Raw genomic sequence first — 24099 nt, 5'->3', positions numbered from 1 at the left:
TGGCTATTTCAAAACAGAGAGGATGGGCATGATGAACACAATTGCTCTTTTAGTACCATTTATTATTTTATATCTTATTTTATTAGTGACGGCGTTGGTTGATTTAATTCGTCATTGGAGTACTCGCAAAGTTCCTGTTATTTGGTTAATCGTGATTATTTTTGTAAGTACGATTGGCCCGATTATTTACTTTATTTTTGGTAGAAAGGACTATCAATGATGGAGCGCGCGTTGGAAGTCAGCGGTGTGTCCAAGCGTTTCGAGAATTATCAAGCAGTCAAAAATGCCAGCTTTGCGTTAGAAACAGGCGAATGTGTGGCACTATTAGGTCCGAATGGCGCTGGGAAAACAACGATTTTGAAAATGATTGTAGATATGATAAATCCAGACCAAGGCGAAATCAATATTTGTGGGCAGAAAAATATCAAAATGAAGCAAAAGATTGGCTATTTACCACAATATCCGAACTTTTACGGATGGATGACCGGCATCGACGCTTTGCATTTTATGGGGAAATTATCAGGAGTGGATAAAGCAACTTTAGAGTCGCGAATTCCTGAGGTTCTGGAGCAGGTTGGGCTTGATCCGAAATCCAAAAAGAAAATTGCCACATACTCTGGTGGGATGCGACAACGATTAGGAATTGCTCAAGCGATTTTGCATCGACCAGCAGTTTTAATTATGGATGAACCTGTTTCTGCGCTTGACCCGATTGGACGCCGCGAGGTCATCGAGCTAATTCAATCGTTGAAAGCAGAAACAACATTATTGTTTTCCACGCATATTTTGGCGGATGTCGAAGAAATTTGCGAGCGTGTATGTATTATTCGTGAAGGTGAGATTGTAGCTGATGATAAAATTGCGAATTTAGTGCAGATAAATGCAGAATCGGTCTTTATTTTAAAAGCTGAAGGGGATAAAGCATCGTTTGAGCAGCAGCTCGCAGGAAACACGGAGATTCGCGAAATTACGCATAAAAACGGAGCGATTTACGTGTATTATAAAAACGATGCCACAGCAGCGCGTGAAGCGATTATGAAAGCTTTGTTAGCCTCAGGACTACATTGGACGAGCGTCAGTCAAGCCGAAGAATCGCTAGAGGAAGTTTTCTTAAGGATGGTGAGCAAATGAAAAACATCACAACGCTTTTTCAAAAAGAACAAATGGAACAATGGCGTAGTTTAAAATTCATTTGGCTCCCCGTCGTATTTGCAATTATCGGTATCATGCAACCATTGATGATGTATTATTTACCAGAAATAATGGGAGCAGCTGGTGCTGGTGGAGATGGTGATGCCATTGCCAAGTTAATGGGCGCTGTCAGCGAAAGAGAAGTAATGGCAGGTACGTTATCATCCCAATTTGACCAATTAGGCATTATTATTTTAATTGTCGCTTTAATGGGTGCTATCATTTCTGAGAAGAACAATGGGATGCTGGCCTTCATATTAACAAGGCCTGTCGAAGCATGGCAATATGTCATTGCAAAATGGTTGTCTCACAGTTTATTAGCTTTTGCTGCGCTACTTCTAGGCTATTTTGGAGCCTATTACTATGTGTTTTTACTATATGGTAGCATCGAAGTATCAAGTATTTTACTAGCGTTTATCATTTATTTTATTTGGCTATTGTTCATTATCTCCATTCTATTGTTACTAGGCATTCTTTTTAAAAGTACAGCAGTTGTTGCGATGTTAGCGGCGGGTGGAGCGATTATCCTAGAGCTAGTGAGCGGTGCTAAAGGATGGGGACAAATGTTTAACCCAGCATATTTAAGTAGGAATGCAGTAGAAATGCTTATGACTAATAATGTAAAAGATTATTTTGTAGCCAATCTATGTATTTCGTTACTGATGATTGTTGCGGCTGTACTGTTATCGGTTTGGTTACTATCGAAGAAACATTTCCATATTGGCAGTTCACATGAATAGATAGGCGAAAATTAATGAATTTCTCATCTGAATCTTGAAAAATTATCATGTTCGACCTGTATTATAGAGAATGTAAAGAGGAGAGCAATTACTTTTTCCCCCTTTTTAGTAGTTGTTCATCCTAATATACTCCCTTTTTGGACCATCGCGGTTTCCCCCTTTTTTCCGCGGTGGTCTTTTTATGTCTATCGGTGCACAGAAAAAGCATAAGGTTTGCATTGACCTGGGGCATTAGGTGTATAGTAGAGAGGTAAAATAGAAAATCGGGAGGCTGGAAAATGAACATTAATGATACAATAACACTGGCAAATGGTGTGGAAATGCCGCGACTTGGTTTCGGGGTATGGCGTGTAGAAGATGGCGAAGAAGCAGTTAATTCCGTAAAATGGGCGATTGAAACGGGCTATAAGAGCATTGATACAGCGGCTGCTTACAAAAACGAAGAAGGCGTTGGTCAAGCAATTAAAGAATCAAGAATCGCGCGCGAAGAACTTTTTATAACGACGAAATTATGGAACGCGGATCAAGGGTACGAGTCAACATTGGCAGCTTTTGATACGAGCCTTGAAAAATTAGGTTTGGATTATGTAGATTTATATTTAATTCATTGGCCTGTGGAAGGCAAATTCGTGGATACATGGCGTGCCTTTGAAAAACTATACGCTGATAAAAAAGTGCGCGCTATCGGTGTTTGTAATTTCCACGAGCATCATTTAGATACGTTACTGAAGGAAGCAAAAATCGTACCGATGGTGAACCAAGTGGAACTTCATCCGCTACTTTCACAAGAGCCATTGCGTAAGTATTGCGCCGATAAAAATATCGTGGTGGAGGCTTGGAGCCCGCTTGGCAGTGGAAAAATTTTGGATAACAGTATTATTAACTCTATCGCCAAAATTTACGAAAAATCTGTGGCGCAAGTTATTCTACGTTGGGATTTACAACACGGTTTAGTGACAATTCCTAAATCTGTCCACCAAAACCGGATTATCGAGAATGCGAATATTTTCGATTTTGAATTGAAGGATTCGGAAATGGCATTAATTGATAGCCTGAATAAGAATGAGCGTACAGGCCCAGATCCAGATAATTTTAATTTTTAAACGATGAAAAAGCAGTAAATCCATTTTCGTGGGTTTACTGCTTTTTGTCGTTATTTTAAATTAGCTAAAAGTGTCCAACCAATAACAGTGTTGCCGTTTTTTAAGCGATACCAGACTTTTCCTTCAATGTTTGCTTGACGATCTGCCGTTAAGTTTATGTTAGCGAACTTAGAGAGTGTTCCAAGCTTGATTGGTGGATCATCAACTGGGAAGGAATAAAGTACTCCCGAAGTGTTGGCAACTTTTTTATTTAGGTTGACGCTTCTTTCGGCGATTAGGTTGTCGTAGAATTTCGTTAGCGAGTTAGCATTTACCCAACCAAGAGCTTTACCATTTGAGCTAATTTGGTAGTATAGCCCACCTGTTGTTTTGGCTTCACGAAGGATGCGGAGCTTCTTGCCACTGTAATTAGAAAGTGGTGCAACCTTTGTGTTGGCGCCATACGTATTTGGTACAATGCTCCAGATGTATTGGTTCGCTGTTGTTTTAGTTCGTCCGTAGGCTGTGACAGTTTTGTTGTATACAGGTTGGTCGTAATTAGTTGGTGTTACAGCGACTGCACGGACCCAACCGATAGATTCAGGACCGTTTATTACACGATACCAAAGTGTACCGTTAAGTGTGATTTGTTTGTGGACTGTTAATTTGATATTTAGATATTTTTGTAGGTCGCCTTTTCGTGTGGAAGTATCAGCAACTGGGAAATAGTAAACGGAATCTTTTGGAAGTGCAACATAACGAGGTAGATTGGCGGTCTTTTCCATGCTAGGCGTGTAGAAAATGTTAACTGCTTTACTTTCTACCCAGCCAATTGTTTTACCATCAATCGCGAATTGGTACCAGATACCTTTTGTCGTTTTCATTTCACGTAGTAGTTTTAAATTCTTGCCAGTATAGCTAGAAAGTGGGTTTACTACTTTGGCGCCAAGCGTGCCGTTTGGAACAGTCCAAACATTGTTTCCAGTAGCAGTTTTGACATTGGCGTAAGTGGTTGCTGCCATTGCTTTGTCGTATAGAATTTGATCGTAAGCTGTTGTTGTTAAGCTTGAAGCGCGAACCCAGCCGACTGCTTCGGAACCATTTAATACGCGATACCAAAGTGTACCGTTAAGTGTGATTTGTTTATGAACAGTTAATGGCTTGTTTGTATACGCGGACAAATTTCCTTTACGAACAGAGGAATCAATGATTGGGAAGTAGTAAGTAGATTCAGTCGGAACACTGACATAGCGTGTTAAGTTTGCTGTTTGCTCCATGCTAGGCGTGTAGAAAATGTTAACTGCTTTATCTTCAACCCAACCAATTGTTCTACCGTCAATCGCGAATTGATACCATGTGCCGCTTTGTGTTTTTGCTGTGCGGAGTAATTTCATATTTTTACCGGTGTAGCTGGAAAGTGGATTTACTTCTTTAGAGCCAGCTGTGTTAAATGGAGCTGACCAAACGGTGTTTCCAGAAGCAGTTTTGACATTTGCGTAAGTCGTTGTTGTAAAAGCTACATTGGAAAGAATCGTATCATTACTTAACGTTTTGTATTTCTCTGTTACAAGTGTCAGGAACTCGTCGTAGCTGTATCCCCACTTGTTAAAATAACCAATTGGATCTGTGTGAGATGTGCCACCGAGGTATTTGCTGACTGCGTTATGGGTCCAAACCGTGCCGACACCATCTGTTTCGGCGCTATCAATCGGTAGCTTGTATTTATCCAAAATATAGGCCGTGTAGTAAGCGTAGTTATTGATAGAACGGGCAAATTCGTCGAAAGTTTTATGTTCTACTAATTCATATTGAACAAAGCGGGCATTGGCAAAACGTCCTGCGCCCCATACGCCATAATCTGTCGGGTGAATTTGAATGATATTTCCTTTATCTACAAAACTATGCACAAACGCATTTTCCCAGTTGCGGCTCATGTAGTCAATTTCGTTTTGAATAGTAGAATTAGGATTGGCTGTTTCATGCAAAACAACACCTTCTGGTTTACCGTAACCATTGCGGTAATTGAACTTCGTAAATTGTGTCTGGATTTGGCTACTAAGTGCAGATGTTTTGAAATTGTTTGATTTAATGTAATTGTTTACATTCGGATAAGCTGCTTTCGCATTTAAAAGACGCCTACGATCGGGAATGGGTGCCTCATTATCGTCTTCAGCATGCAAATCACCGGTGAATGTACCTTCACGTTCTGCTTTGGGTACGTAAATTGAGTCGTCTTGAATCGTCTGTGAACCATCTTTTGCAGTAACAGAACCAGTGTCCGTAGTAGATTGTTCATCAGCCAGAACAGTAATTGGCAAAATCACGGTTGAAAGCCCGACTGTTACAATAACTGATTTTAATAAAGTTTTCAATTTTCCATCTCCATTCTTCAAACTCTCTTTTTAGCAAAAATTTACACGTAGAAAAAGAGAAACTACGTCCGCTTTGACTTAGTTGTAAAATAACTCACCTTCCATTATGGAGAAAATGAAGAATAGAGTCAATAGAGTTTCCCTTTATTGATAACGGTTACAGTGTTGTTTTTCAAAAAAAACCATAGCAATACCAGTTGTTTTAAGCGATAACATATTAAATTTGACAATTTACCTACAATTTAGTGTCGAAATAACAACATACAGCTGAGAGCAAACGTTTTCTGTTGGATTTAAGCGCTCTTTAATAGATAGCGTGAAAATTTGGTTATAAGACTCCTAATTTGACAAAAAGTAAAGGAAATAAGACACTAAAATTATCACTGCATGAGAAAAGGGGAATTCTGTTGTTAAAACGAATGTTAATTATTTATAACCCGGTGGCTGGACAGCGCAAGTTTCAAAAACTAATGCCGGTAGCAGAACAAATATTGGGAGATGCGGGCTATGATGTGGCGTTAATTCCAACGACGGAAGAAGCAAAAAGTGCAACAAAAATTGCGAAACAAGGTGCAAAAGATGGTTTTGAAGTTATTGTTGCTGCAGGTGGCGACGGTACGGTGAATGATGTTGTTAACGGCATGATGCAAGCAGATGTATCACCAGTTTTCGGCGTATTGCCAGTTGGAACGACAAACGATTTCGCGCGAGCACTTCAAATGGCGAAAAATCCGATTGACGCACTAAACATAATGGCAGCCCGAAACACAGTGGCTGTTGATGTCGGCAAAGCAAATAACGATTACTTTATAAACAATGCGGCTGGCGGAAAAATCACCGAAATCACCTACGCAGTCAAAGAATCATTGAAAAATAAAATAGGACGGCTGGCGTATTTATTCAGCGGCATTTCAATGCTTCCGAAACTAGCGCCTAAAAAAGTGACTGTAACGCATGATGAGGGCGTTTTTGAAGGTGAAATTTTGCTACTATTCGGCTCTTTAACAAACAGTGTCGGTGGTATGGAACAGCTATGTCCACCAGCAGTTTTCAATGATGGCAAGATGGATTTACTACTACTGAAAAAAGTCTCACCAGCCAAGCTATTGAAACTACTTGCTTCTATGAAATCAGGCGCACACTTAGAAAGCGAAGATGTCGTCTACGTACGCACGAAAAAAGTACAAATAACCTGCGAAACCAGCTTGAATATTAGCTACGACGGCGTATACGGCGGCGAAACACCATACGAACTAGAAGTGTTACCCGAAAAAATACAAGTTTTAGCAGATGCAAAACGAATCCAACACCGTTTGCACAATTAAAACGATTACATCAAAAATAATCGACCTTCACTATGGTAAAATGCTCACAAATCTGGTATCATAGCTGTGTTAGGAAAAATAGTTTCCCTATTTTTCACAGCAGAAAATTAAATTTTGTAAAAGTTAGGACATAGCTCGAGTCAAGCCAAAAACCGCCAAGCCTGTTTAAGAATTTTTTAGAAATAGGTAAGACGTACATAAGGCTTTATACAAATCGAGCGCTTGCCGCCGATTTACTCGGCGTATGATCTATCTTTTATATTCCTGAGGAGGAAATTGTATTATGCCTATCGTTAGTATGACTGAAATGTTGAAAAAAGCTTTAGCTGGTAAATATGCAGTAGGACAATTCAACATCAACAACCTTGAATGGACTCGTGCTATTTTAGAAGCTGCAGAACAAGAAAAATCTCCTGTAATCCTTGGTGTTTCTGAAGGAGCTGCCAAATACATGGGCGGATTTACAACAGTAGTTAAAATGACTGAAGGACTTATGCATGACCTAAAAATCACTGTACCAGTTGCCATTCACTTGGATCACGGTTCATCTTTTGATTCTTGTAAAGCTGCAATCGACGCAGGATTCTCTTCTGTTATGATTGACGGTTCTCACCATCCAATCGATGAAAACGTTGAAATGACTAAACAAGTTGTTGACTACGCGCATCCAAAAGGTGTTTCTGTTGAAGCGGAAGTTGGCACTGTTGGTGGCGAAGAAGACGGCGTAACAGGCGGAATCAACTATGCTGATCCTGCTGAATGTCTACGTGTTGTTAAAGAAGCTAACATTGATGCACTTGCTGCAGCATTAGGTTCTGTACACGGACCTTACCACGGTGAGCCAGTACTTGGTTTTGACGAAATGAAAGAAATCTCTGAGTTAACTGGAGCTCCTCTAGTATTACACGGCGGTTCTGGAATTCCTGAACACCAAATCAAAAAAGCAATCCAATTAGGACACAGCAAAATCAACGTAAACACAGAATGCCAAATCGTTTGGACAGCTGCTGTTCGCGAAAAATTAGCTACAGATGATAAAGTTTACGATCCACGTAAAGTTATCGGACCTGGTAAAGATGCAATTGTGAAAACAGTTGTTGCTAAAATCCAAGAATTTGGTTCTAACGGCAAAGCATAATAATACCTATTTTTATAAGGACAACGAGCCCAGAGATCGGGCTCGTTGTTTTTGTTGGGGGCCTTATGAAGCGAATTGAGCTGAATTAGGCCCCCAATATGCATGTGAGCGAAGCGAGGATGTAATCCACCAGTGGGTTTTATGAAGCGAATTGAGCTGAATTAGGCCCCCAATATGCATGTGAGCGAAGCGAGGATGTAATCCATCAGTTAGCCTCACAGGTGTGGTTTTAGCCTGAATTGGAAGGAGTCTTGGATTTGAAAGTTTTTTTTTTATACATACGCTGTGTCGTGCTTTGGGAACTCTCGATCGCGGCTAGCGGGGTGGAGCTATCATAAAATTTTTTGAATAGAATTTAGCGTTACGCAATGTAAGGCATCTGACATAGCGTCTCCGATCCAGCCTCAAGAGCCAACTCCTCGAAAACTTCACGCTCTCCGTAAAAAGCAGGAGCGGCTTTTTCCTATGACCGCTCCAGTTTTTGTCGGAGCTGAACGGGCCGTTTCAGCTCTTCAATATTTGCAAAATTCCTCTTTATCATGGATAATTAACAACAAGTGAAATCTTTTTAAAAAGAGAAAGATTAAGAAAGAAGGAACGGCATGGTTGAGAAATTAGTAATTAAAGGTGGAAAAGAGTTATCAGGGACGTTGCGTGTTGACGGGGCAAAAAATAGTGCAGTGGCGCTTATTCCCGCTACAATTCTCGCTGATTCTGATGTTACAATTGAAGGTTTGCCAGATATTTCGGATGTACACACGCTATACGCAATTTTAGAAGAGCTCGGTGGGAAGGTTCACGCGAATCCTGATGCGGTCACGATTGATCCTTCGAACTTAGTAGATATGCCGCTACCAAACGGAAATGTGAAAAAACTGCGCGCTTCTTATTATTTGATGGGCGCGATGCTTGGTCGTTTTAAAAAGGCGGTTATTGGACTTCCTGGTGGATGTTATTTAGGGCCACGGCCAATCGATCAGCACATTAAGGGCTTCGAGGCGCTTGGTGCTACGGTGACGAACGAACAAGGTGCGATTTATTTGCGTGCGGATGAACTAAAAGGTGCACGTATTTATCTTGACGTGGTCAGTGTTGGTGCGACAATAAACATTATGCTTGCTGCTGTTAAGGCGAAAGGCCAAACGGTTATTGAAAATGCCGCAAAAGAACCAGAGATTATTGATGTCGCAACATTGCTTTCAAGCATGGGTGCCAAGATCAAAGGCGCTGGGACAGATACGATTCGTATTGATGGTGTTGAGCAGCTTCACGGTTGTCGCCATACAATTATTCCAGACCGCATTGAAGCTGGCACATTCATGATTTTAGCCGCAGCTGCAGGTTCTGGTATTAAAGTCGAGAATATTATTCCAGCCCACATGGAAGCCGTAAAAGCAAAACTTGTCGAAGCTGGAGTGGACATCAAAATGGATGAAGACTCTGCCTATATTGGTAAAAGCCCGGCACTCAAAAAAGTAGATATAAAAACATACGCTTATCCAGGTTTCCCGACCGATTTGCAACAACCGATGACAACATTACTCGCTGGTGCTACAGGAAGTAGTGTCGTGACGGATACTATTTATCCAAGCCGTTTTAAGCATATCGATGAACTAAAGCGCATGGGTGGCAAATTTAAATTACAGAGCCGTGCAGCAATTGTTACAGGTCCAGCGCAACTCATTGGCGCTACCGTAACGGCCTCTGATCTTCGTGCTGGAGCATCGCTTGTCATTGCTGGCCTTGCCGCAGATGGCATTACCGAGATTCATGGTGTCGAACATATTGAACGAGGTTACGGCCGTATTATTGAGAAATTAGAAGGTATTGGCGCCGATATCTGCAAAGTAACACACGTGGAAGAAGTCGTCTAATTTTATAGGCTCCGTCGAACACCCCAACCGTTTTACGGAGCTTCTTAGTTTTGCTCCTCAGCTCTCTCCCCAATCCTCAATACAAAAATCCAAAAAGGTGGTCAATCATATGCCGGATATTTCTATATCTTATCTTGAAAAGTTAACAATCAAAGAAATTTATGCGCTTGCAAAAGAACATAAAATTCCGTATTATAGCAAACTAACAAAGCGAGAATTGAGCTTTGCATTACTAAAAGCGAGTGCCGAAAAACAAGGCTTCTTTTTCATGGAAGGAGTTCTGGATATTATTGCCTCAGAAGGGTTTGGTTTCCTTCGCCCCATCAATTATTCTGCGAGTTCTGAAGATATCTACATTTCTGCCTCTCAAATCAGACGTTTCGACTTAAGAACTGGTGATAAAGTTTCCGGGAAAGTACGCCCACCGAAAGAAAATGAGCGTTATTTCGGCTTGCTTCATGTGGAGGCGGTAAATGGCGAAAATCCAGAAGTTGCCAAGGAACGCGTTCATTTCCCCGGTTTGACGCCACTTTATCCAGATCGCCAAATTCATATGGAAATCGGTCAAAATCCGCTTTCAACACGTATGATTGACATGATTGCGCCGATAGGTTTTGGACAGCGTGGGCTGATTGTTGCTCCGCCAAAAGCAGGAAAAACAATTTTGCTAAAAGAAATTGCTAATGCGATTACGGCAAATAGTCCGGAGGCAGAACTCATTGTTCTTTTGATTGATGAAAGACCAGAAGAAGTAACGGATATTGAGCGTTCTGTGAAGGCAGAGGTTGTTAGTTCGACGTTTGATGAAGTTCCGGAGAACCATATTAAGGTTGCTGAATTAGTGCTAGAACGAGCAATGCGGCTTGTAGAACAGAAGCGTGATGTCATTATTTTGATGGATAGCATTACGCGCTTGGCTCGTGCTTATAACTTGGTCATCCCGCCGAGTGGTCGTACGCTCTCAGGTGGTATTGACCCAGCGGCATTCCACCGGCCGAAACGCTTTTTTGGAGCAGCCAGAAACATTGAAGAAGGCGGTAGCTTGACGATCCTGGCGACAGCCCTTGTAGACACAGGTTCCCGTATGGACGACGTGATTTATGAAGAATTTAAAGGAACCGGAAACATGGAGCTGCATCTCGATCGCGCACTTGCCGAACGCCGCGTTTTCCCAGCCATCGATATCCGCCGTTCAGGAACCCGGAAAGAAGAGCTTTTACTATCAAAAGACAAGCTCGAGCACCTCTGGAAAATCCGCAAAGTGATGCCGATTCAAGGCGACGCACTGGACATTTCCGAGCGCTTCATTCGCTATTTGAAAAAGACGAAAACAAACGATGAGTTTTTCGAGGTCATTCAAACCGAAATGTTTAAAAAATAAGCCTTGCTAAAAGTGAAAAGCATTGTTATAATAAATTTACTGTGTGCAATTGTGCAGAAATTACTCTGTTTCAGATGATTCAGGGCGAAGGAGTTGAAAACAATGAAAGCTGGAATTCACCCGGAATACCGTCAAGTGGTATTTCTTGATACTAGTACAGATTTCAAGTTTCTTTCTGGTTCTACTAAGGGCTCTAACGAAACTATTCAATGGGAAGACGGCAACGAGTATCCGTTACTACGTGTCGAAATCAGTTCTGATTCACACCCATTCTATACTGGTAAACAAAAACATGCGACTGCCGATGGACGTGTCGACCGTTTCAACAAAAAATATGGTATCAAATAAAAAGTCAGGGTTTCCCATCGGGAGATCCTCTTTTTTTTTTGATTTGAAAAGTTTCTGGGAAATGCATGTTATAGTATACTTGAAAACGGATACTTTTTATTTTCAGAAGGAGGAAAAAGATGGCAAATTTGTTCTTAGAGAAGGTGCGCGGCAAACTTATTGTCTCATGCCAAGCACTACCGGAAGAGCCTCTGCATAGTTCATTCATCATGTCCAAAATGGCAATAGCGGCCGTTGAAGGAGGAGCTGCAGGTATAAGGTCTAATTCTATAGCGGACATTCAAGCGATACGAGAAGTTGTATCTGTTCCAGTTATCGGAATAATCAAGCAAGACTATCCTAATTCACCTGTTTTTATTACACCTACAATAAAAGAAGTCATCGCGGCATGTGAAACTGGAGCCGAAGTTGTCGCGATGGATGGCACGAATCGCAAACGTCCGAACGGAGAGAGCTTGGCTACAATTTTGCAACAAGCCAAAAGCAAGTTTCCCAACACACTGTTTATGGCGGATATAGCAACTACTGAAGAAGCCGCGGTGGCAGCGCACCTAGGTTTTGATATCGTCGCCACGACATTACATGGCTACACGGAACAAACCAAGGGTCGCAACATCGCTGAAGCAGATTTTCAATTTTTAAAAGAAGTATTGCAAGCTACGGCGCTTCCAGTTATTGTGGAAGGGAAAATCGATACGCCGGAAAAAGCAAAAGTAGCCTTAGAACTTGGTGGAACTTCCGTTGTTGTCGGCGGGGCAATCACTCGGCCACAGGAAATCACAGCGCGTTTTATATCCAAACTAAATACAAAATCCAATTGAAATATTAAGAACTGTTACTGTCTCGTATAGACGCAAAAAGTGCAAGTTCACAAACCAAAAATTTTTATTTAGGCGAGGGTTGCGTTAGAATTAGTGATAGAAGTACTGATTTTAGGAGGTTATCGAATGGTTGAACATTATGATTATATAGCGATTGGTGGCGGAAGCGGCGGGATTTCTTCAGTGAATCGGGCGGCAAGTTATGGTATGAAATGTGCGCTTGTAGAGCCGAAACATCTTGGCGGGACGTGTGTCAATGTTGGCTGTGTACCGAAAAAAGTCATGTGGTATGGTGCTCAAATTTCGGAGGCGATGCATAAATATGCGCCAGATTATGGATTTGAAGTGAAGCAGGAGCGTTTTGATTTTGCGAAGTTGGTGGAGAATAGGGAGGCTTATATTGAGCGGATTCATGGTTCTTATCAGCGCGGGTTGGATAGTAATAAGGTCAATATTTTGAAAGGGTACGCGTCGTTTGTAGATGAGCACACGATTGAAGTGAATGGGACGCGGTACACGGCAGACCATATTTTGATTGCGACGGGTGGAAAACCAGCATGGCCTGATGTTCCTGGCGCAGAATATGGCATTGATTCGAACGGATTCTTTGCTTTGACAGAGTTGCCGAAACGTGTGGCTGTTGTTGGTGCGGGGTACATTGCGGTGGAGCTGGCTGGTGTTTTGCGTGGGTTTGGTGCACAGACACATTTATTTGTACGAAAGTATGCGCCGCTTCGGAAATTTGATCCGCTACTTGTAGATACACTGGTGGAAGTTATGGAGGAGCAGGGACTGACGCTACATACGGAAGCTGTGCCTAAGGAAGTGACGAAAAATGAAGACGGTTCAGTGACACTTCATTTGGAGGATGGACGTTCGGAAACGGTGGACACGCTGATTTGGGCGATTGGTAGAAGGCCTGAGACGGAGAGTTTGAATTTGGCAGCGACGGCGGTAGAACTTGATGCAAAAGGCTATATCAAAGTGGACAAATACCAAAATACAACGGTTTCTGGCATTTATGCGGTTGGGGATATTACGGGGCATGTTGAGCTGACGCCAGTTGCAATAGCCGCGGGTCGGCGTTTATCGGAGCGATTATTTAATGGTAAACTGGATGAACATTTGGATTATGACTTGATTCCGACGGTTGTATTTAGTCATCCAGCAATTGGGACGATTGGTTTGACGGAGCCACAAGCGATTGAAAAATATGGGGAAACGCAAGTCAAAGTTTACACGTCTTCTTTTACGTCTATGTACACTGCGATTACAGCACATCGCGAACCGTGCCGAATGAAGCTAGTTTGTGTAGGCGCGAATGAAAAAGTTGTTGGACTACACGGAATCGGCACGGGAGTCGATGAAATGATTCAAGGCTTTGCCGTTGCAATGAAAATGGGTGCGACAAAGGCTGATTTTGATAACACGGTTGCGATTCATCCGACGGGAGCCGAAGAATTCGTAACGATGCGTTAACAGTTAGAGAAACATGCGACTTATCATGGCGTACTTACTTTTGCGCCAGATAGGTCGGGTGTTTTTATTTTGCGTTGGAATGCGAGGAAGAATAGGAGACCCATCACAACGGTAATGATTTCAGTCACGGTCATGGACCAAATAATGCCATGCAAACCAAAAGTAGCATGTAAAATCAGAATCATCGGAATATATAGAACGCCTTGTGTGATAGACATAACCATCGTTGCGGTTCCTTGTCCCGCGGCTTGGAAAATGCTGATGAATAAACCAGTGAAGCCGTTGAATAATGCGGATACTAACATGGCAACTAAGATATAAGTGCCAACGATAAGTACGCTTGGGTCACTAGAGAACAAATGAATAATGGGTGTTCGGAACAAGTAGACGATGCCCACAAACAGAATAGCGATACCGCCGATATACCACGCTGCTTGTGAAAGTCCTGCTTTGAATCGTGCATAATTTTTAACTCGCAAAGTTAAAAGCGAAGAACGGAATAAGTCCGAAAAACAGACCCATTGCTAAAAATTCTGGAATTTGTACGATACGAAGCGCGATACCGAATCCCGCGACAACGTTGTCTCCGTATTGGATTGCGAAATTATTTAGAAGCAGTGTGCTAACGATAAGAAACGCGGACTGGAGCAGTTCAGAGATACCTATTTTATAGACTTCGAGTTGGTCTTTGATGGAAATTTTAATATGCTTCAGGAAGCCTTGAAGATGTTCGCTACGCTTTTCTAGGAAATAGAGATAGTAAACAGCTGAACCAAGTTGTGCTAGAATCATTGCAAGTGCTGCGCCTAAAACGTGCCAGCCAAGTCCAAGGATAAGCAGTGGATCAAGAATCAGGCTTAAGCCTGTGCTGATAAAAATGCCATACATAGATTCTTTGGATGCGCCACCAGAGCGAACTAACTGCTCCAATGCGAAATTGAGAACAACGATAAAGCCACCTGCAAAAAGGGTCATGGTATATGCCTTCGTATAAGCGAATGTTGCTACGTCAGCGCCGAGTAATTGGGAAATTGGATTGACGAAAAGCATGGCGAGAAGGGAGATAAGAATTCCGGCGATGATACTTCCGTAGAATGTGTATCCCGCGACACGACGGGCTTTTTCAGTATCTTTTTGTCCAATGAGTCGGGTAATGAATGTTCCTCCCCCAACACCAAATATGTTTCCAATAGCCATTAAAACTGTGAAAATCGGCAAGCCAAGTGTAATCGCTGAGAGCATACTAGTGTTATGCAACAGCCCTATAAAATAAGCATTGATGACATTGTAAATCGTTCCGACGGACATTCCGATCATCATTGGAATGGAAAGATGGGCAATAGTTTTCTTAATTGGCGCTTCTTCTAAATAATATTGATCTGAAAATTTCTTAGACATGTGAATCCTTCTTTCTTATAAGTTATGACTTACTTTTGTTAATAAGGTTTTGAGTTGTTCGGCTTCGTTTTTTGTGAGACCTTTTGTAATATTGCCTTCAATTTCAGCAAAAACGTCTTGGAATTCTTCGATAAGTGCGATACCTTTTTCAAGAACATAGATGTTTTTCTGGCGCTCGTTATTTTCTGGGACAATGCGTTTAATGTAGCCTTTCTTCTCGAGGCCTTGGAGCATGCTAGTGATGCTGGCACCTTTGCGGTTGAATTGGGTCGCAAGGTCTTTTTGTATGACGCCGCGGTCTTGATTTTCGTAGATGTAGCCAATCATACGGCCTTGTTGTCCGTTGAGTTCGACATCAGCAAGTTTGCGGTCCGCGCTAAATTTTAATTTCATACCAATTTCACGGAATAAATCGGAATAGGGGGTGTTGGTGCTTTCTGGTTTCATTTTTAATTCGACTCCTTATAGTTAGATTTCTAACTTTCGATATGTTGAGTATAATACATAGAATTCTAACTGTCAAGCATCTATGTTTTTGAAGGCCATAATTGTGTCTTTTGTGAACATTTTTGTAAACGAATATTCAGATATATCAAATAACCCTTTGCTTTATGGAATGAAATTGCGTATAATAAGCAATAATTACATTGTTTTAGAACTGAGGAGGTTGGCAAGTGGAAGCGAAATTAAAAGTTGGAATTTTAGGATTTGGAACGGTTGGTAGTGGTGTTATTCACATTTTAGAAGAGCATGCGGAGAAAATTAGTCAAATTACGGGCTACCAAGTAAGCGTTAAAAAAGTACTTGTACGTGACTTAGAGAAAAATCGTCGGTACGAAACGAAAGGATTCAGCTTGACCACAGAGCCAACTGATATTTTAACTGATCCAGAAATTTCGGTCGTCGTTGAAGTTATGGGAAGCATTGAGCCAGCGCGGGAATATATTTTGCAGGCGCTTCAGGCTGGAAAACATGTCGTGACGGCGAATAAGGATTTGATTGCGTTACATGGTGATGAGTTGATTGCTGTGGCGCAAGCGAATAAATGTGATTTATTCTATGAGGCAAGTGTAGCCGGCGGGATTCCGATTTTGCGGACGATTGTGAACGGACTTGCGGCGGACAAGATTCAGAAGGTTATGGGAATCGTGAATGGCACGACGAACTTTATGTTAACAAAAATGAAAACTGAGAAACGCACATACGAGGATGTTTTGAAGGAAGCGCAGGATTTGGGCTTTGCAGAGGCTGATCCGACGAGTGATGTGGACGGTATTGATGCGGCTCGCAAAATGGTCATTTTAACGCGTCTTGCTTTTGGGATGAACGTTGACTTGTCAGATGTCGATACGGTTGGTATTCGTGGGATTGCGCCGCGTGATATGGAAGTTGCGGAGCAGTTGAAATACGTGATTAAATTGGTAGGAACGGCTGAAGAGAAGAACGGCTCGGTGGCTGTGAATGTTGGGCCAGTGTTGTTACCGAAGTACCACCCGATGGCAGGTGTGAACAACGAGAATAATGCGGTGTTTGTAACGGGTGCTGCGGCTGGTGAGACGATGTATTACGGTCCTGGTGCTGGGGAACTTCCGACGGCGACGAGTGTTGTTAGTGACATTATTACGGTTGCCAAAAACAGTAAACTAGGCACGAATGGGAATGCGTTCAATAGTTACCAGCATGACACGAAGCAGACGCCACCAGATGAAATTTTTTCAAAGTATTATATGCGAATTGTAATGGACGATAAAACTGGGACTTTCCTTAAGTTAACACAGATTTTTGCGGAGTCGGGTGTCGGTTTTGATAAAATTTTGCAAGAACCGCTGGACGATTATACGGCGACGGTTGTTGTTGTCACGCACGTAACGAGTAAGGCGCAGTTGGAGCAGGCGATTAGCCGTGTGGAACTGGAGCCACAGATGCAAATGCAAGCGAAATATCAAGTTGTGGAGGGATAACAAATGTACGAAGGTTTATTGAAAAGATATAAGGATTATTTACCGATTACTGAAAAAACAACCGATGATTGGCTTGGCGGAAGGAAATACACCGTTAGTTCCATTGCCAAATTTGTCAAAAGAGCTTGGCGTGACGTTATATGGCAAGTATGAGGGCTTGAATCCGACGGGATCGTTCAAGGATCGCGGTATGGTGATGGCGGTTGCGAAGGCGAAGGAAGAAGGCGCGGAAGCTGTTATTTGTGCGTCGACGGGAAACACGTCTGCTGCGGCTGCGGCCTATGCGACTCGCGCGGGCATGAAGGCGTATGTGGTTATTCCGGACGGTAAAGTGGCGCTTGGTAAGTTAGCGCAAGCCGTGATGTATGGTGCGGATATTATTGCGATTCAAGGGAATTTTGATGAGGCTTTGGACGCGGTACGTAAATTGGCGGAAACGGAAGCTGTGGCGTTAGTGAACTCGGTGAATCCGTATCGTTTAGAAGGACAGAAGACGGCAGCCTTTGAAATCTGTGAGCAACTGGGAGGCAAAGCGCCAGACGTGCTTGCGATTCCGGTCGGTAATGCGGGAAACATTTCGGCGTACTGGAAAGGTTTTAAAGAATGGGACGGTAATTTTGGTGTTGGTTTGCCACGCATGCACGGTTTTGAAGCGGAAGGTGCGGCGGCAATTGTGCAAGGTGCGCCAATTAAGAATCCGGAAACAATTGCGACGGCGATTCGTATTGGAAATCCTGCAAGTTGGGGCTTAGCGGAAGCGGCTCGCGATGAGTCAGGCGGTTATATCCATTCGGTAACAGACGACGAGATTGTCAATGCGTATAAAAAAGTTGCGGCGCAAGACGGTGTATTTATTGAACCGGGCTCGGCGGCATCGCTTGCAGGCGTGATTCAACACGTGAAAAGTGGCGCGATTAAGCAAGGTGAGACGGTCGTTTGTGTGTTTACTGGAAACGGCTTGAAAGATCCAGATACCGCGATGAGTGTGCATGAGGTTCCGATTTCGCATGTAGAAGGTGTGGATGCAATGCGTGAATACTTACGCGGGGGCGTGACGAAATGATTCGCATCCAAGTTCCGGCTACAACAGCGAATCTTGGACCTGGTTTTGATTCGTGTGGCTTGGCGTTATCGCTTTATTTGACGCTAGATGTTTTGGAAGAAGCAACCGAGTGGTATGTTGCGCATGATTTAGGTGGTGGGATTCCAACGGATGCAACGAATGTTATCGTTGAAACTGCGCTTAGCATCGCGCCTGATTTAACGCCACATCGTTTACAAATGGCATGCGATATCCCTGCGGCGCGCGGACTTGGAAGTAGCTCTGCGGCTGTTGTTGCAGGGATTGAACTAGCCAATGCGCTGGCCAATTTGGAGTTAACACCGGAACGGAAAGTGGAAATCGCAGCAGAAATTGAAGGCCACCCAGATAACGTCGCGCCAGCTGTGCTTGGTAATTTTGTTGTTGGTGCGAAATTGGATGGAGAAGATTTTTACGTGCGTCATTTGTTCCCAGATTGCGCTTTATTAGCCTTTATTCCGCAAGAATCATTGCTGACAAGCGAAAGTCGCGGCGTACTTCCGAACGAACTAGCTATAAAGAAGCAGTCAAAGCGAGTAGCATCGCCAATGTCATGATCGCGGCACTTTTGCAAAATGATTTGGAGCTCGCAGGGAAAATGATGGAACGCGATTTATGGCATGAGAACTACCGTGCCAGATTGGTACCACATCTTGCACCGCTTCGAGCCTTGACGAAAGAACATGGCGCGTATGCGGCTTGCCTAAGTGGGGCTGGTCCTACCATTCTCATTTTTGCACCTCAAGAAAAAGCAGATGAATTGCTGGCTGTGATGCAAGATTTCGATGCCACAGCAAGCGTTCTTTCTTTAAAAGTTGAAAACGATGGTTCTATGACAACACGCTGACTCTTATGTCGGCGTGTTTTTCAGAATGGAAATAAGTCTCATACCCCGAATGAATCGGCGACAAGCGCTCGCATTCAGGGAGTTTGGCGGACTTCCGGTTCTACTTCGCTTACGCTACGCTTAACTTCTCGCATGGTCGGGGATACGACTCCCTCCCTGCTTTCAGTCATCACATACACCAGTATGCTCCGCTTCCGGCTTCCACCAAACTCCCTGAATACAAACGCTTTCGCTCGATTTGTGTAAAGCCAAACTTTTCATCCTACCCAAAGTAAATGGCTCGGCGGTTTTGCTTTATCTTGAGTTTTAACCTCTTTTCATAATGAAAATAAGAAGTGTGGCTTCCTGTTGTTCATAATTGTCCGCTATGATAGAATGAAAAAGAGTTTTTAACATGTGAATGTGAGGTTATGGGAAGATGGCACAGCTTTTCTTTAGGTACGGCTCGATGAATAGCGGCAAAACGATTGAAATTTTAAAAGTAGCGCATAATTATGAGGAACAAAATAAACCGGTTGTGATTTTTACGTCAGGTATTGATAATCGCGATCAGGTTGGCATGATTTCGAGTCGTATTGGCTTGAAACGTGAGGCGATTCCTGTGTTTTCAACGACAAATGTGTATGACGAAGTGGCGCAATTGGAAACGAAACCATATTGTGTTTTGTTGGATGAATCGCAGTTTTTGGAGAAGAAACATATTTTACAATTGGCGCGTATTGCCGATGAACTAAACATTCCGGTCATTGCGTACGGTCTAAAAAATGATTTTCAAAATGAGCTTTTCGAAGGCTCGAAATATTTATTATTATATGCGGATAAAATCGAAGAAATGAAGACGGTTTGCTGGTTCTGCACGAAGAAGGCGACGATGGTTCTACGCGTCGATGAAGATGGGAAGCCGATGTATAAAGGCGACCAAATTTTGATTGGTGGAAATGATCGTTATTATCCTGTTTGTCGTAAATGCCATGCGAATCCGTCGATATAAAATGAATGAGGTGAAAGTAGATGTATGATCGATTACAGGCCGTTGAGGATCGTTATGATGAATTAAATGAGCTTCTTAGCGACCCGAATGTGGTTAGTGATGCAAAGAAATTGCGCGACTATTCGAAAGAACAATCGGGAATCGCGGAAACAGTAGAGGTGTATCGCCATTACAAAAAAGTGACCGGAGCGCTTGCGGACACACGCGACATGCTGAACGAGAAGCTAGATGACGACATGAAAGAAATGGTCAAGGAAGAATTCAATGAATTAACGCAAGAAAAAGCCGATTTGGAAGAAAAGTTGAAGCTATTACTCGTACCAAAAGACCCGAACGATGATAAAAACGTTATTATGGAAATTCGCGGTGCTGCTGGTGGCGACGAGGCAGCTTTATTTGCTGGCGACTTATTCCGGATGTATTCGCGCTATGCAGAGTCTCGTGGTTGGAAAGCTGAGGTTATGGAGGCAAACGCGACGGGAATCGGTGGTTATAAGGAAGTTATCGTGATGATTAACGGAAATGGTGCGTATTCTCGCTTGAAATATGAGAACGGCGCGCATCGTGTGCAACGCGTTCCTGAGACGGAATCTGGCGGGCGTATTCATACGTCGACGGCGACTGTTGCGATTTTGCCAGAAGCTGAAGATGTGGAAATCGATATTAAAGATAGCGATATTCGGACGGATACATTCGCATCAAGTGGTGCCGGTGGACAAAGTGTCAATACAACAATGTCCGCGGTTCGTTTGACGCATATGCCAACGGGAATCGTTGTGTCGATGCAAGACGAACGTTCCCAAATTAAAAACAAAGAAAAAGCGATGAAAATTTTGCGTGCACGGATTTTTGATAAGTTTGAGCGTGAAGCGCGTGAAGAATATGATACAACGCGTAAATCTGCCGTTGGAACAGGGGATCGTTCGGAGCGAATTCGGACGTATAATTATCCGCAAAACCGCGTAACAGATCACCGAATCGGCCTAACGATTCAAAAACTGGATCAAATCATGGAAGGCAAGCTCGATGAAGTCATTGACGCGCTAATCATGGAAGACCAAACAAGTAAACTAGAACATATCAACGACGGTTTGTAAGATGACAATAGCCGAAGTTTTACAACAAGCAAAAGCTGTTTTAATAGAACGCGAACTCGATCAAAATATTGCCGAAATCATTTTAGAGACTCGGCTTTTTTTGACGCGTTCGCAACTGTGGACAACGATTGAGCGTGAACTAACCCCAACTGAAAAAGCCCAATTTGATGCTGATTTCGCGCGTTATCTTGCTGGCGAACCAGTGCAATACATTTTAGGCGTCGCCCCATTTTACGGTCGTGATTTTAAAGTAACACCAAGCGTATTAATCCCACGTCCAGAAACCGAGGAACTTGTTTATGCGGCGGAACAGTGGATAAAGCAGCATCCAGGCAGGATTCAGCGTGTGCTCGATGTTTGTACCGGTAGCGGCATCATCCCGATTACCTTACAAGCCGAATTCCCAGAACTCGCGCTTACTGGCTCTGACATATCCACCGAAGCACTCGAAATAGCTGTGGATAACAATATTCGTCAAAAAACAAATGTCCGTTTTATCCACACTGATCTTGTGAAAGCATTCCTAGAAAACGGCGAGAAATTCGATATGATTATGGCAAATCCACCATATATCGCGGAAAAAGAACGCGCTGGAATGTCTGATTACGTCTTAAAAAACGAACCAGAACTCGCGTTATTTGCGCCAAACAATGGTTTAGCTATCTACGAAAGGCTTATCGTCGACTTGCCTCAACTTGTGGATAAACAATTCTGGATTGGCGTTGAAATAGGTTATACACAAGGAGAAGCCATAAAATTATTATTCGAAAAAAGTTTTCCACAGGCTAAGGTGAAAATCCAACAAGATATAAATGGCAAAGATCGCATGGTAATCTGCCATAATACATTGATATAAAAGCATCTCTCACGTGGAGGTGTTTTTTCATTCCCCGTGATTATCCACAGCGATGGGGATAATAGTTTGTGCAAAAAAATTTTTTTTAATCAAATCTTAATAATTAAAAACCAGTTATCAACACACTTATACACATTATCCACAGATTCACAATTAGTTATCCACATTGACAAAGTTATTATCCACAGAATGGGGATAACTTTGTGGATGAATGGCTATTTTTAAAATAATCGCGAATTAAGTTGTAAAAGCAACCATAAAACCGTTAAAATAAGATTAAAGTGATGTAAAGGAGTCTTTCCTAATGAAAACAAAGATCTGGCAGATAAAGAAAGAAAGCGAAATTCAAATATATTTAGAAGCTGCAAAATTGCTCCAAGCTGGAGAAATAGTGGCATTTCCAACAGAGACTGTATATGGGATTGGTGCAGATGCTACAAATGAAGCTGCAGTAGCAAAAATCTATGAGGCAAAAGGACGACCATCTGATAACCCACTTATCGTCCATATCGCGGATCAAGCGCAAGTACACAGTTTTGTGAAGGAAATACCGCTGAATGCGAAGAAGTTGATGAACAAATTTTGGCCAGGATCGTTAACGATTATCTTACCGTTGCAAGCTAATCAGTTGGCGCTCAATGTAACAGCAGGATTGGATAGTGTTGGTGTGCGTATGCCGGAGCATCCTGTTGCATTGGGACTTTTGGCAGTGGCTGGAATTCCTGTGGCAGCGCCAAGTGCGAACCGTTCAGGCAAGCCAAGTCCGACGTCTGGAGAACATGTGGAAGAAGATTTGAACGGCAGAATCGCGGGAATTATTTCTGCTGGAAAAACAGGCGTTGGTTTGGAATCGACTGTCATTGACTGTACATTAGAAACACCAGTCATTTTAAGGCCTGGTGGTGTTTCTCAAGCTGCAATCGAGGCAGTTATTGGACCAGTAATTTCCGAAGTTCAGCCGCTTAAGTATAAAGAAACACCTAAAGCACCGGGCATGAAATACACGCACTATGCTCCGAAAGCACCGGTTATTATCATTGAAGGTGATGCAATGTTTTTTCAACAACAAATTGATAACGCCAAAGCTCGTGGGGAAGAGGTAGGTGTTTTAGTTTCGGATGAGTTGAGTAAAGAATTAGGCGATTTGACACATAAGTTAGCCCTTGGAAGTCGTGAACATCCAGAAGAGATTGCCTATCAGCTTTATCAACAGCTTCGTATTTTTGACCATACAGATGTCACGATTATTTATGCCGAAGCTTTTACAAAAAAAGGAATTGGGACAGCTATCATGAATCGTTTAGACAAGGCTGCAGGTGGTCATTATATGAGACAAAGCGAGGAAAGTTAACTATGAAAATCCTATTTATATGTACTGGAAATACGTGCCGGAGCCCTATGGCAGAAAAAATGTTGCAATGGCTCAAACCTGATTGGGATATAGCTTCGGCAGGCTTGTCAGCGCAGGCTGGTGCATCAATGTCGATGAACTCCAAAGCGGTTTTGCAGGAACATGGGTTACCGACATATCATGTAGCAAAGCAGGTCACGGCAGAGCTTGTAGAAACTGCGGATAAGATTTTTGTGATGACTGAGCAGCATCGACAGGCGCTCTTAAGTCAGTTCCCTAATCAGAAGACGGAGTTATTATCGCCTAATGGTTTTGATGTGGGGGATCCGTATGGCGGTGATTTGGCGGATTATGAGTACACGTTTGCGGAGTTGGAGGAGATGATTGGGCGGAGGTTTTTGTGAGACTAAATGTACTTTGGACATGAACCGTTTTGCTTGAGTGGTTTCGAGAAAAAGTTTTGCGATTGATTTGGGAGATTTATTAGTGTTTTGTAATCTTGCTGGGGTTTTCGAAGTGTATTGCGTCGTGTGTGGCGCCTCCGGATCCAGCTCCATGGGCTAGCCCTTCGGAAACTTCACGCCCTCCACAAAAATCAAGAGAGGATTTTTATTGCGGCCGCTCCAGTTTCTGTCAGGGCTGAACGAGCCCGTTCCGCTTTTCAGATTGTGAACCCCTAAACTTTCTGAATTTTGCGCTAAAACGCTTGCTTTTTATGATGTAATGAGAGATTATAAAGACATGTACGAAAAGCTTTAAATAATCA

General features: G+C 42.7%; 19 protein-coding genes and 3 pseudogenes. 19 read left to right on the top strand and 3 right to left on the bottom strand.

The genetic code is table 11. From position 1 onward, the window contains the following. Window positions 1–28: 28 nt before the first annotated feature. The 4 genes from PRIP_RS04220 (at window position 29) to PRIP_RS04205 (ending at window position 3034) form a co-directional block, all read left to right on the top strand. Window positions 29–220, top strand: coding sequence for a PLDc N-terminal domain-containing protein (locus PRIP_RS04220; RefSeq protein WP_036099709.1), 192 nt, complete (start codon window positions 29–31; stop codon window positions 218–220). Next, window positions 217–1131 (top strand): ABC transporter ATP-binding protein, encoded by a 915-nt coding sequence (locus PRIP_RS04215; RefSeq protein WP_241434082.1) that lies wholly within the window; start codon window positions 217–219, stop codon window positions 1129–1131. The genes PRIP_RS04220 and PRIP_RS04215 overlap by 4 nt, the downstream gene beginning before the upstream one ends. Further along, window positions 1128–1931, top strand: a complete 804-nt coding sequence (locus tag PRIP_RS04210) for an ABC transporter permease subunit (RefSeq protein ID WP_036099707.1) — start codon at window positions 1128–1130, stop codon at window positions 1929–1931. The genes PRIP_RS04215 and PRIP_RS04210 overlap by 4 nt, the downstream gene beginning before the upstream one ends. Window positions 1932–2209: 278 nt before the next feature. After that, entirely contained in the window at window positions 2210–3034 is an 825-nt protein-coding gene (locus tag PRIP_RS04205; RefSeq protein WP_036099705.1) for an aldo/keto reductase, read from the top strand. 50 nt (window positions 3035–3084) lie between these two features. Here the strand turns inward: PRIP_RS04205 and PRIP_RS04200 are convergent, their stop codons facing one another. Next, window positions 3085–5385 carry a GW domain-containing glycosaminoglycan-binding protein gene (locus tag PRIP_RS04200; RefSeq protein ID WP_036099704.1) on the bottom strand — a complete coding sequence of 767 codons (2301 nt, stop codon included), beginning with the start codon at window positions 5383–5385 and terminating at the stop codon, window positions 3085–3087. Between the two features lie 407 nt (window positions 5386–5792). On the opposite strand from PRIP_RS04200, the gene PRIP_RS04195 reads away from it, so the two are divergent. The 7 genes from PRIP_RS04195 (at window position 5793) to gorA (ending at window position 13751) form a co-directional block, all read left to right on the top strand. Then, window positions 5793–6710, top strand: coding sequence for a diacylglycerol kinase (locus PRIP_RS04195; protein WP_036099702.1), 918 nt, complete (start codon window positions 5793–5795; stop codon window positions 6708–6710). A 283-nt stretch (window positions 6711–6993) separates the two neighbouring features. Further along, window positions 6994–7848 (top strand): class II fructose-1,6-bisphosphate aldolase, encoded by an 855-nt coding sequence (gene fba / locus PRIP_RS04190; RefSeq protein ID WP_036099700.1) that lies wholly within the window; start codon window positions 6994–6996, stop codon window positions 7846–7848. A 602-nt stretch (window positions 7849–8450) separates the two neighbouring features. Then, on the top strand, window positions 8451–9722 hold the full coding sequence (locus PRIP_RS04185) for a UDP-N-acetylglucosamine 1-carboxyvinyltransferase (protein ID WP_036099697.1): 1272 nt from the start codon (window positions 8451–8453) through the stop codon (window positions 9720–9722). A gap of 109 nt (window positions 9723–9831) precedes the next feature. After that, window positions 9832–11103, top strand: coding sequence for a transcription termination factor Rho (gene rho, locus PRIP_RS04180; RefSeq protein ID WP_036099695.1), 1272 nt, complete (start codon window positions 9832–9834; stop codon window positions 11101–11103). A 102-nt stretch (window positions 11104–11205) separates the two neighbouring features. Next, window positions 11206–11451, top strand: a complete 246-nt coding sequence (locus tag PRIP_RS04175; RefSeq protein ID WP_036065627.1) for a type B 50S ribosomal protein L31 — start codon at window positions 11206–11208, stop codon at window positions 11449–11451. 119 nt (window positions 11452–11570) lie between these two features. Next, window positions 11571–12272: an N-acetylmannosamine-6-phosphate 2-epimerase gene (locus PRIP_RS04170; RefSeq protein ID WP_036099693.1), complete on the top strand. Its 702-nt coding sequence runs from the start codon at window positions 11571–11573 to the stop codon at window positions 12270–12272. 126 nt (window positions 12273–12398) lie between these two features. Then, the gene (gorA, locus tag PRIP_RS04165) at window positions 12399–13751 is read left to right on the top strand and encodes a glutathione-disulfide reductase (protein WP_036099691.1); all 1353 of its coding nucleotides are present in this window, start codon (window positions 12399–12401) and stop codon (window positions 13749–13751) included. A gap of 23 nt (window positions 13752–13774) precedes the next feature. Here the strand turns inward: gorA and PRIP_RS04160 are convergent. Together PRIP_RS04160 and PRIP_RS04155 are read right to left on the bottom strand one after the other, a co-directional pair. Next, a pseudogene (locus PRIP_RS04160) lies at window positions 13775–15149 on the bottom strand (MATE family efflux transporter). 15 nt (window positions 15150–15164) lie between these two features. Continuing rightward, complete coding sequence (locus PRIP_RS04155) at window positions 15165–15596, bottom strand: MarR family winged helix-turn-helix transcriptional regulator (protein ID WP_036099689.1); 432 nt, start codon at window positions 15594–15596, stop codon at window positions 15165–15167. Between the two features lie 227 nt (window positions 15597–15823). Here PRIP_RS04155 and PRIP_RS04150 point away from each other — a divergent pair, with 227 nt between their 5' ends. The 8 genes and pseudogenes from PRIP_RS04150 (at window position 15824) to PRIP_RS04115 (ending at window position 23737) form a co-directional block, all read left to right on the top strand. Then, complete coding sequence (locus PRIP_RS04150) at window positions 15824–17110, top strand: homoserine dehydrogenase (RefSeq protein ID WP_036099687.1); 1287 nt, start codon at window positions 15824–15826, stop codon at window positions 17108–17110. Window positions 17111–17113: 3 nt separating this feature from the next. Next, window positions 17114–18173 (top strand): annotated as a pseudogene (gene thrC, locus PRIP_RS04145) (threonine synthase). Next, window positions 18173–19038: pseudogene (gene thrB / locus PRIP_RS04140) on the top strand (homoserine kinase). Before thrC ends, thrB begins: the two co-directional pseudogenes overlap by 1 nt. 418 nt (window positions 19039–19456) lie before the next feature. Beyond that, window positions 19457–20029 carry a thymidine kinase gene (locus PRIP_RS04135; protein WP_036099686.1) on the top strand — a complete coding sequence of 191 codons (573 nt, stop codon included), beginning with the start codon at window positions 19457–19459 and terminating at the stop codon, window positions 20027–20029. A gap of 20 nt (window positions 20030–20049) precedes the next feature. Continuing rightward, window positions 20050–21126 carry a peptide chain release factor 1 gene (prfA, locus tag PRIP_RS04130; RefSeq protein ID WP_036099684.1) on the top strand — a complete coding sequence of 359 codons (1077 nt, stop codon included), beginning with the start codon at window positions 20050–20052 and terminating at the stop codon, window positions 21124–21126. A 1-nt stretch (window position 21127) separates the two neighbouring features. After that, the gene (prmC, locus tag PRIP_RS04125; RefSeq protein WP_036099681.1) at window positions 21128–21982 is read left to right on the top strand and encodes a peptide chain release factor N(5)-glutamine methyltransferase; all 855 of its coding nucleotides are present in this window, start codon (window positions 21128–21130) and stop codon (window positions 21980–21982) included. Window positions 21983–22286: 304 nt separating this feature from the next. Beyond that, window positions 22287–23333 carry an L-threonylcarbamoyladenylate synthase gene (locus tag PRIP_RS04120; RefSeq protein WP_036099680.1) on the top strand — a complete coding sequence of 349 codons (1047 nt, stop codon included), beginning with the start codon at window positions 22287–22289 and terminating at the stop codon, window positions 23331–23333. A 2-nt stretch (window positions 23334–23335) separates the two neighbouring features. Continuing rightward, on the top strand, window positions 23336–23737 hold the full coding sequence (locus PRIP_RS04115; RefSeq protein ID WP_036099679.1) for a low molecular weight protein arginine phosphatase: 402 nt from the start codon (window positions 23336–23338) through the stop codon (window positions 23735–23737). Window positions 23738–24099 lie beyond the last annotated feature (362 nt).

Source organism: Paenilisteria riparia FSL S10-1204 (assembly GCF_000525995.1).
In the GTDB taxonomy this organism is placed as follows: Bacteria; Bacillota; Bacilli; order Lactobacillales; family Listeriaceae; genus Listeria_A; species Listeria_A riparia.
Note: the sequence above shows the minus strand (reverse complement) of the source record. Positions and strands in the feature narration are given on the sequence as shown.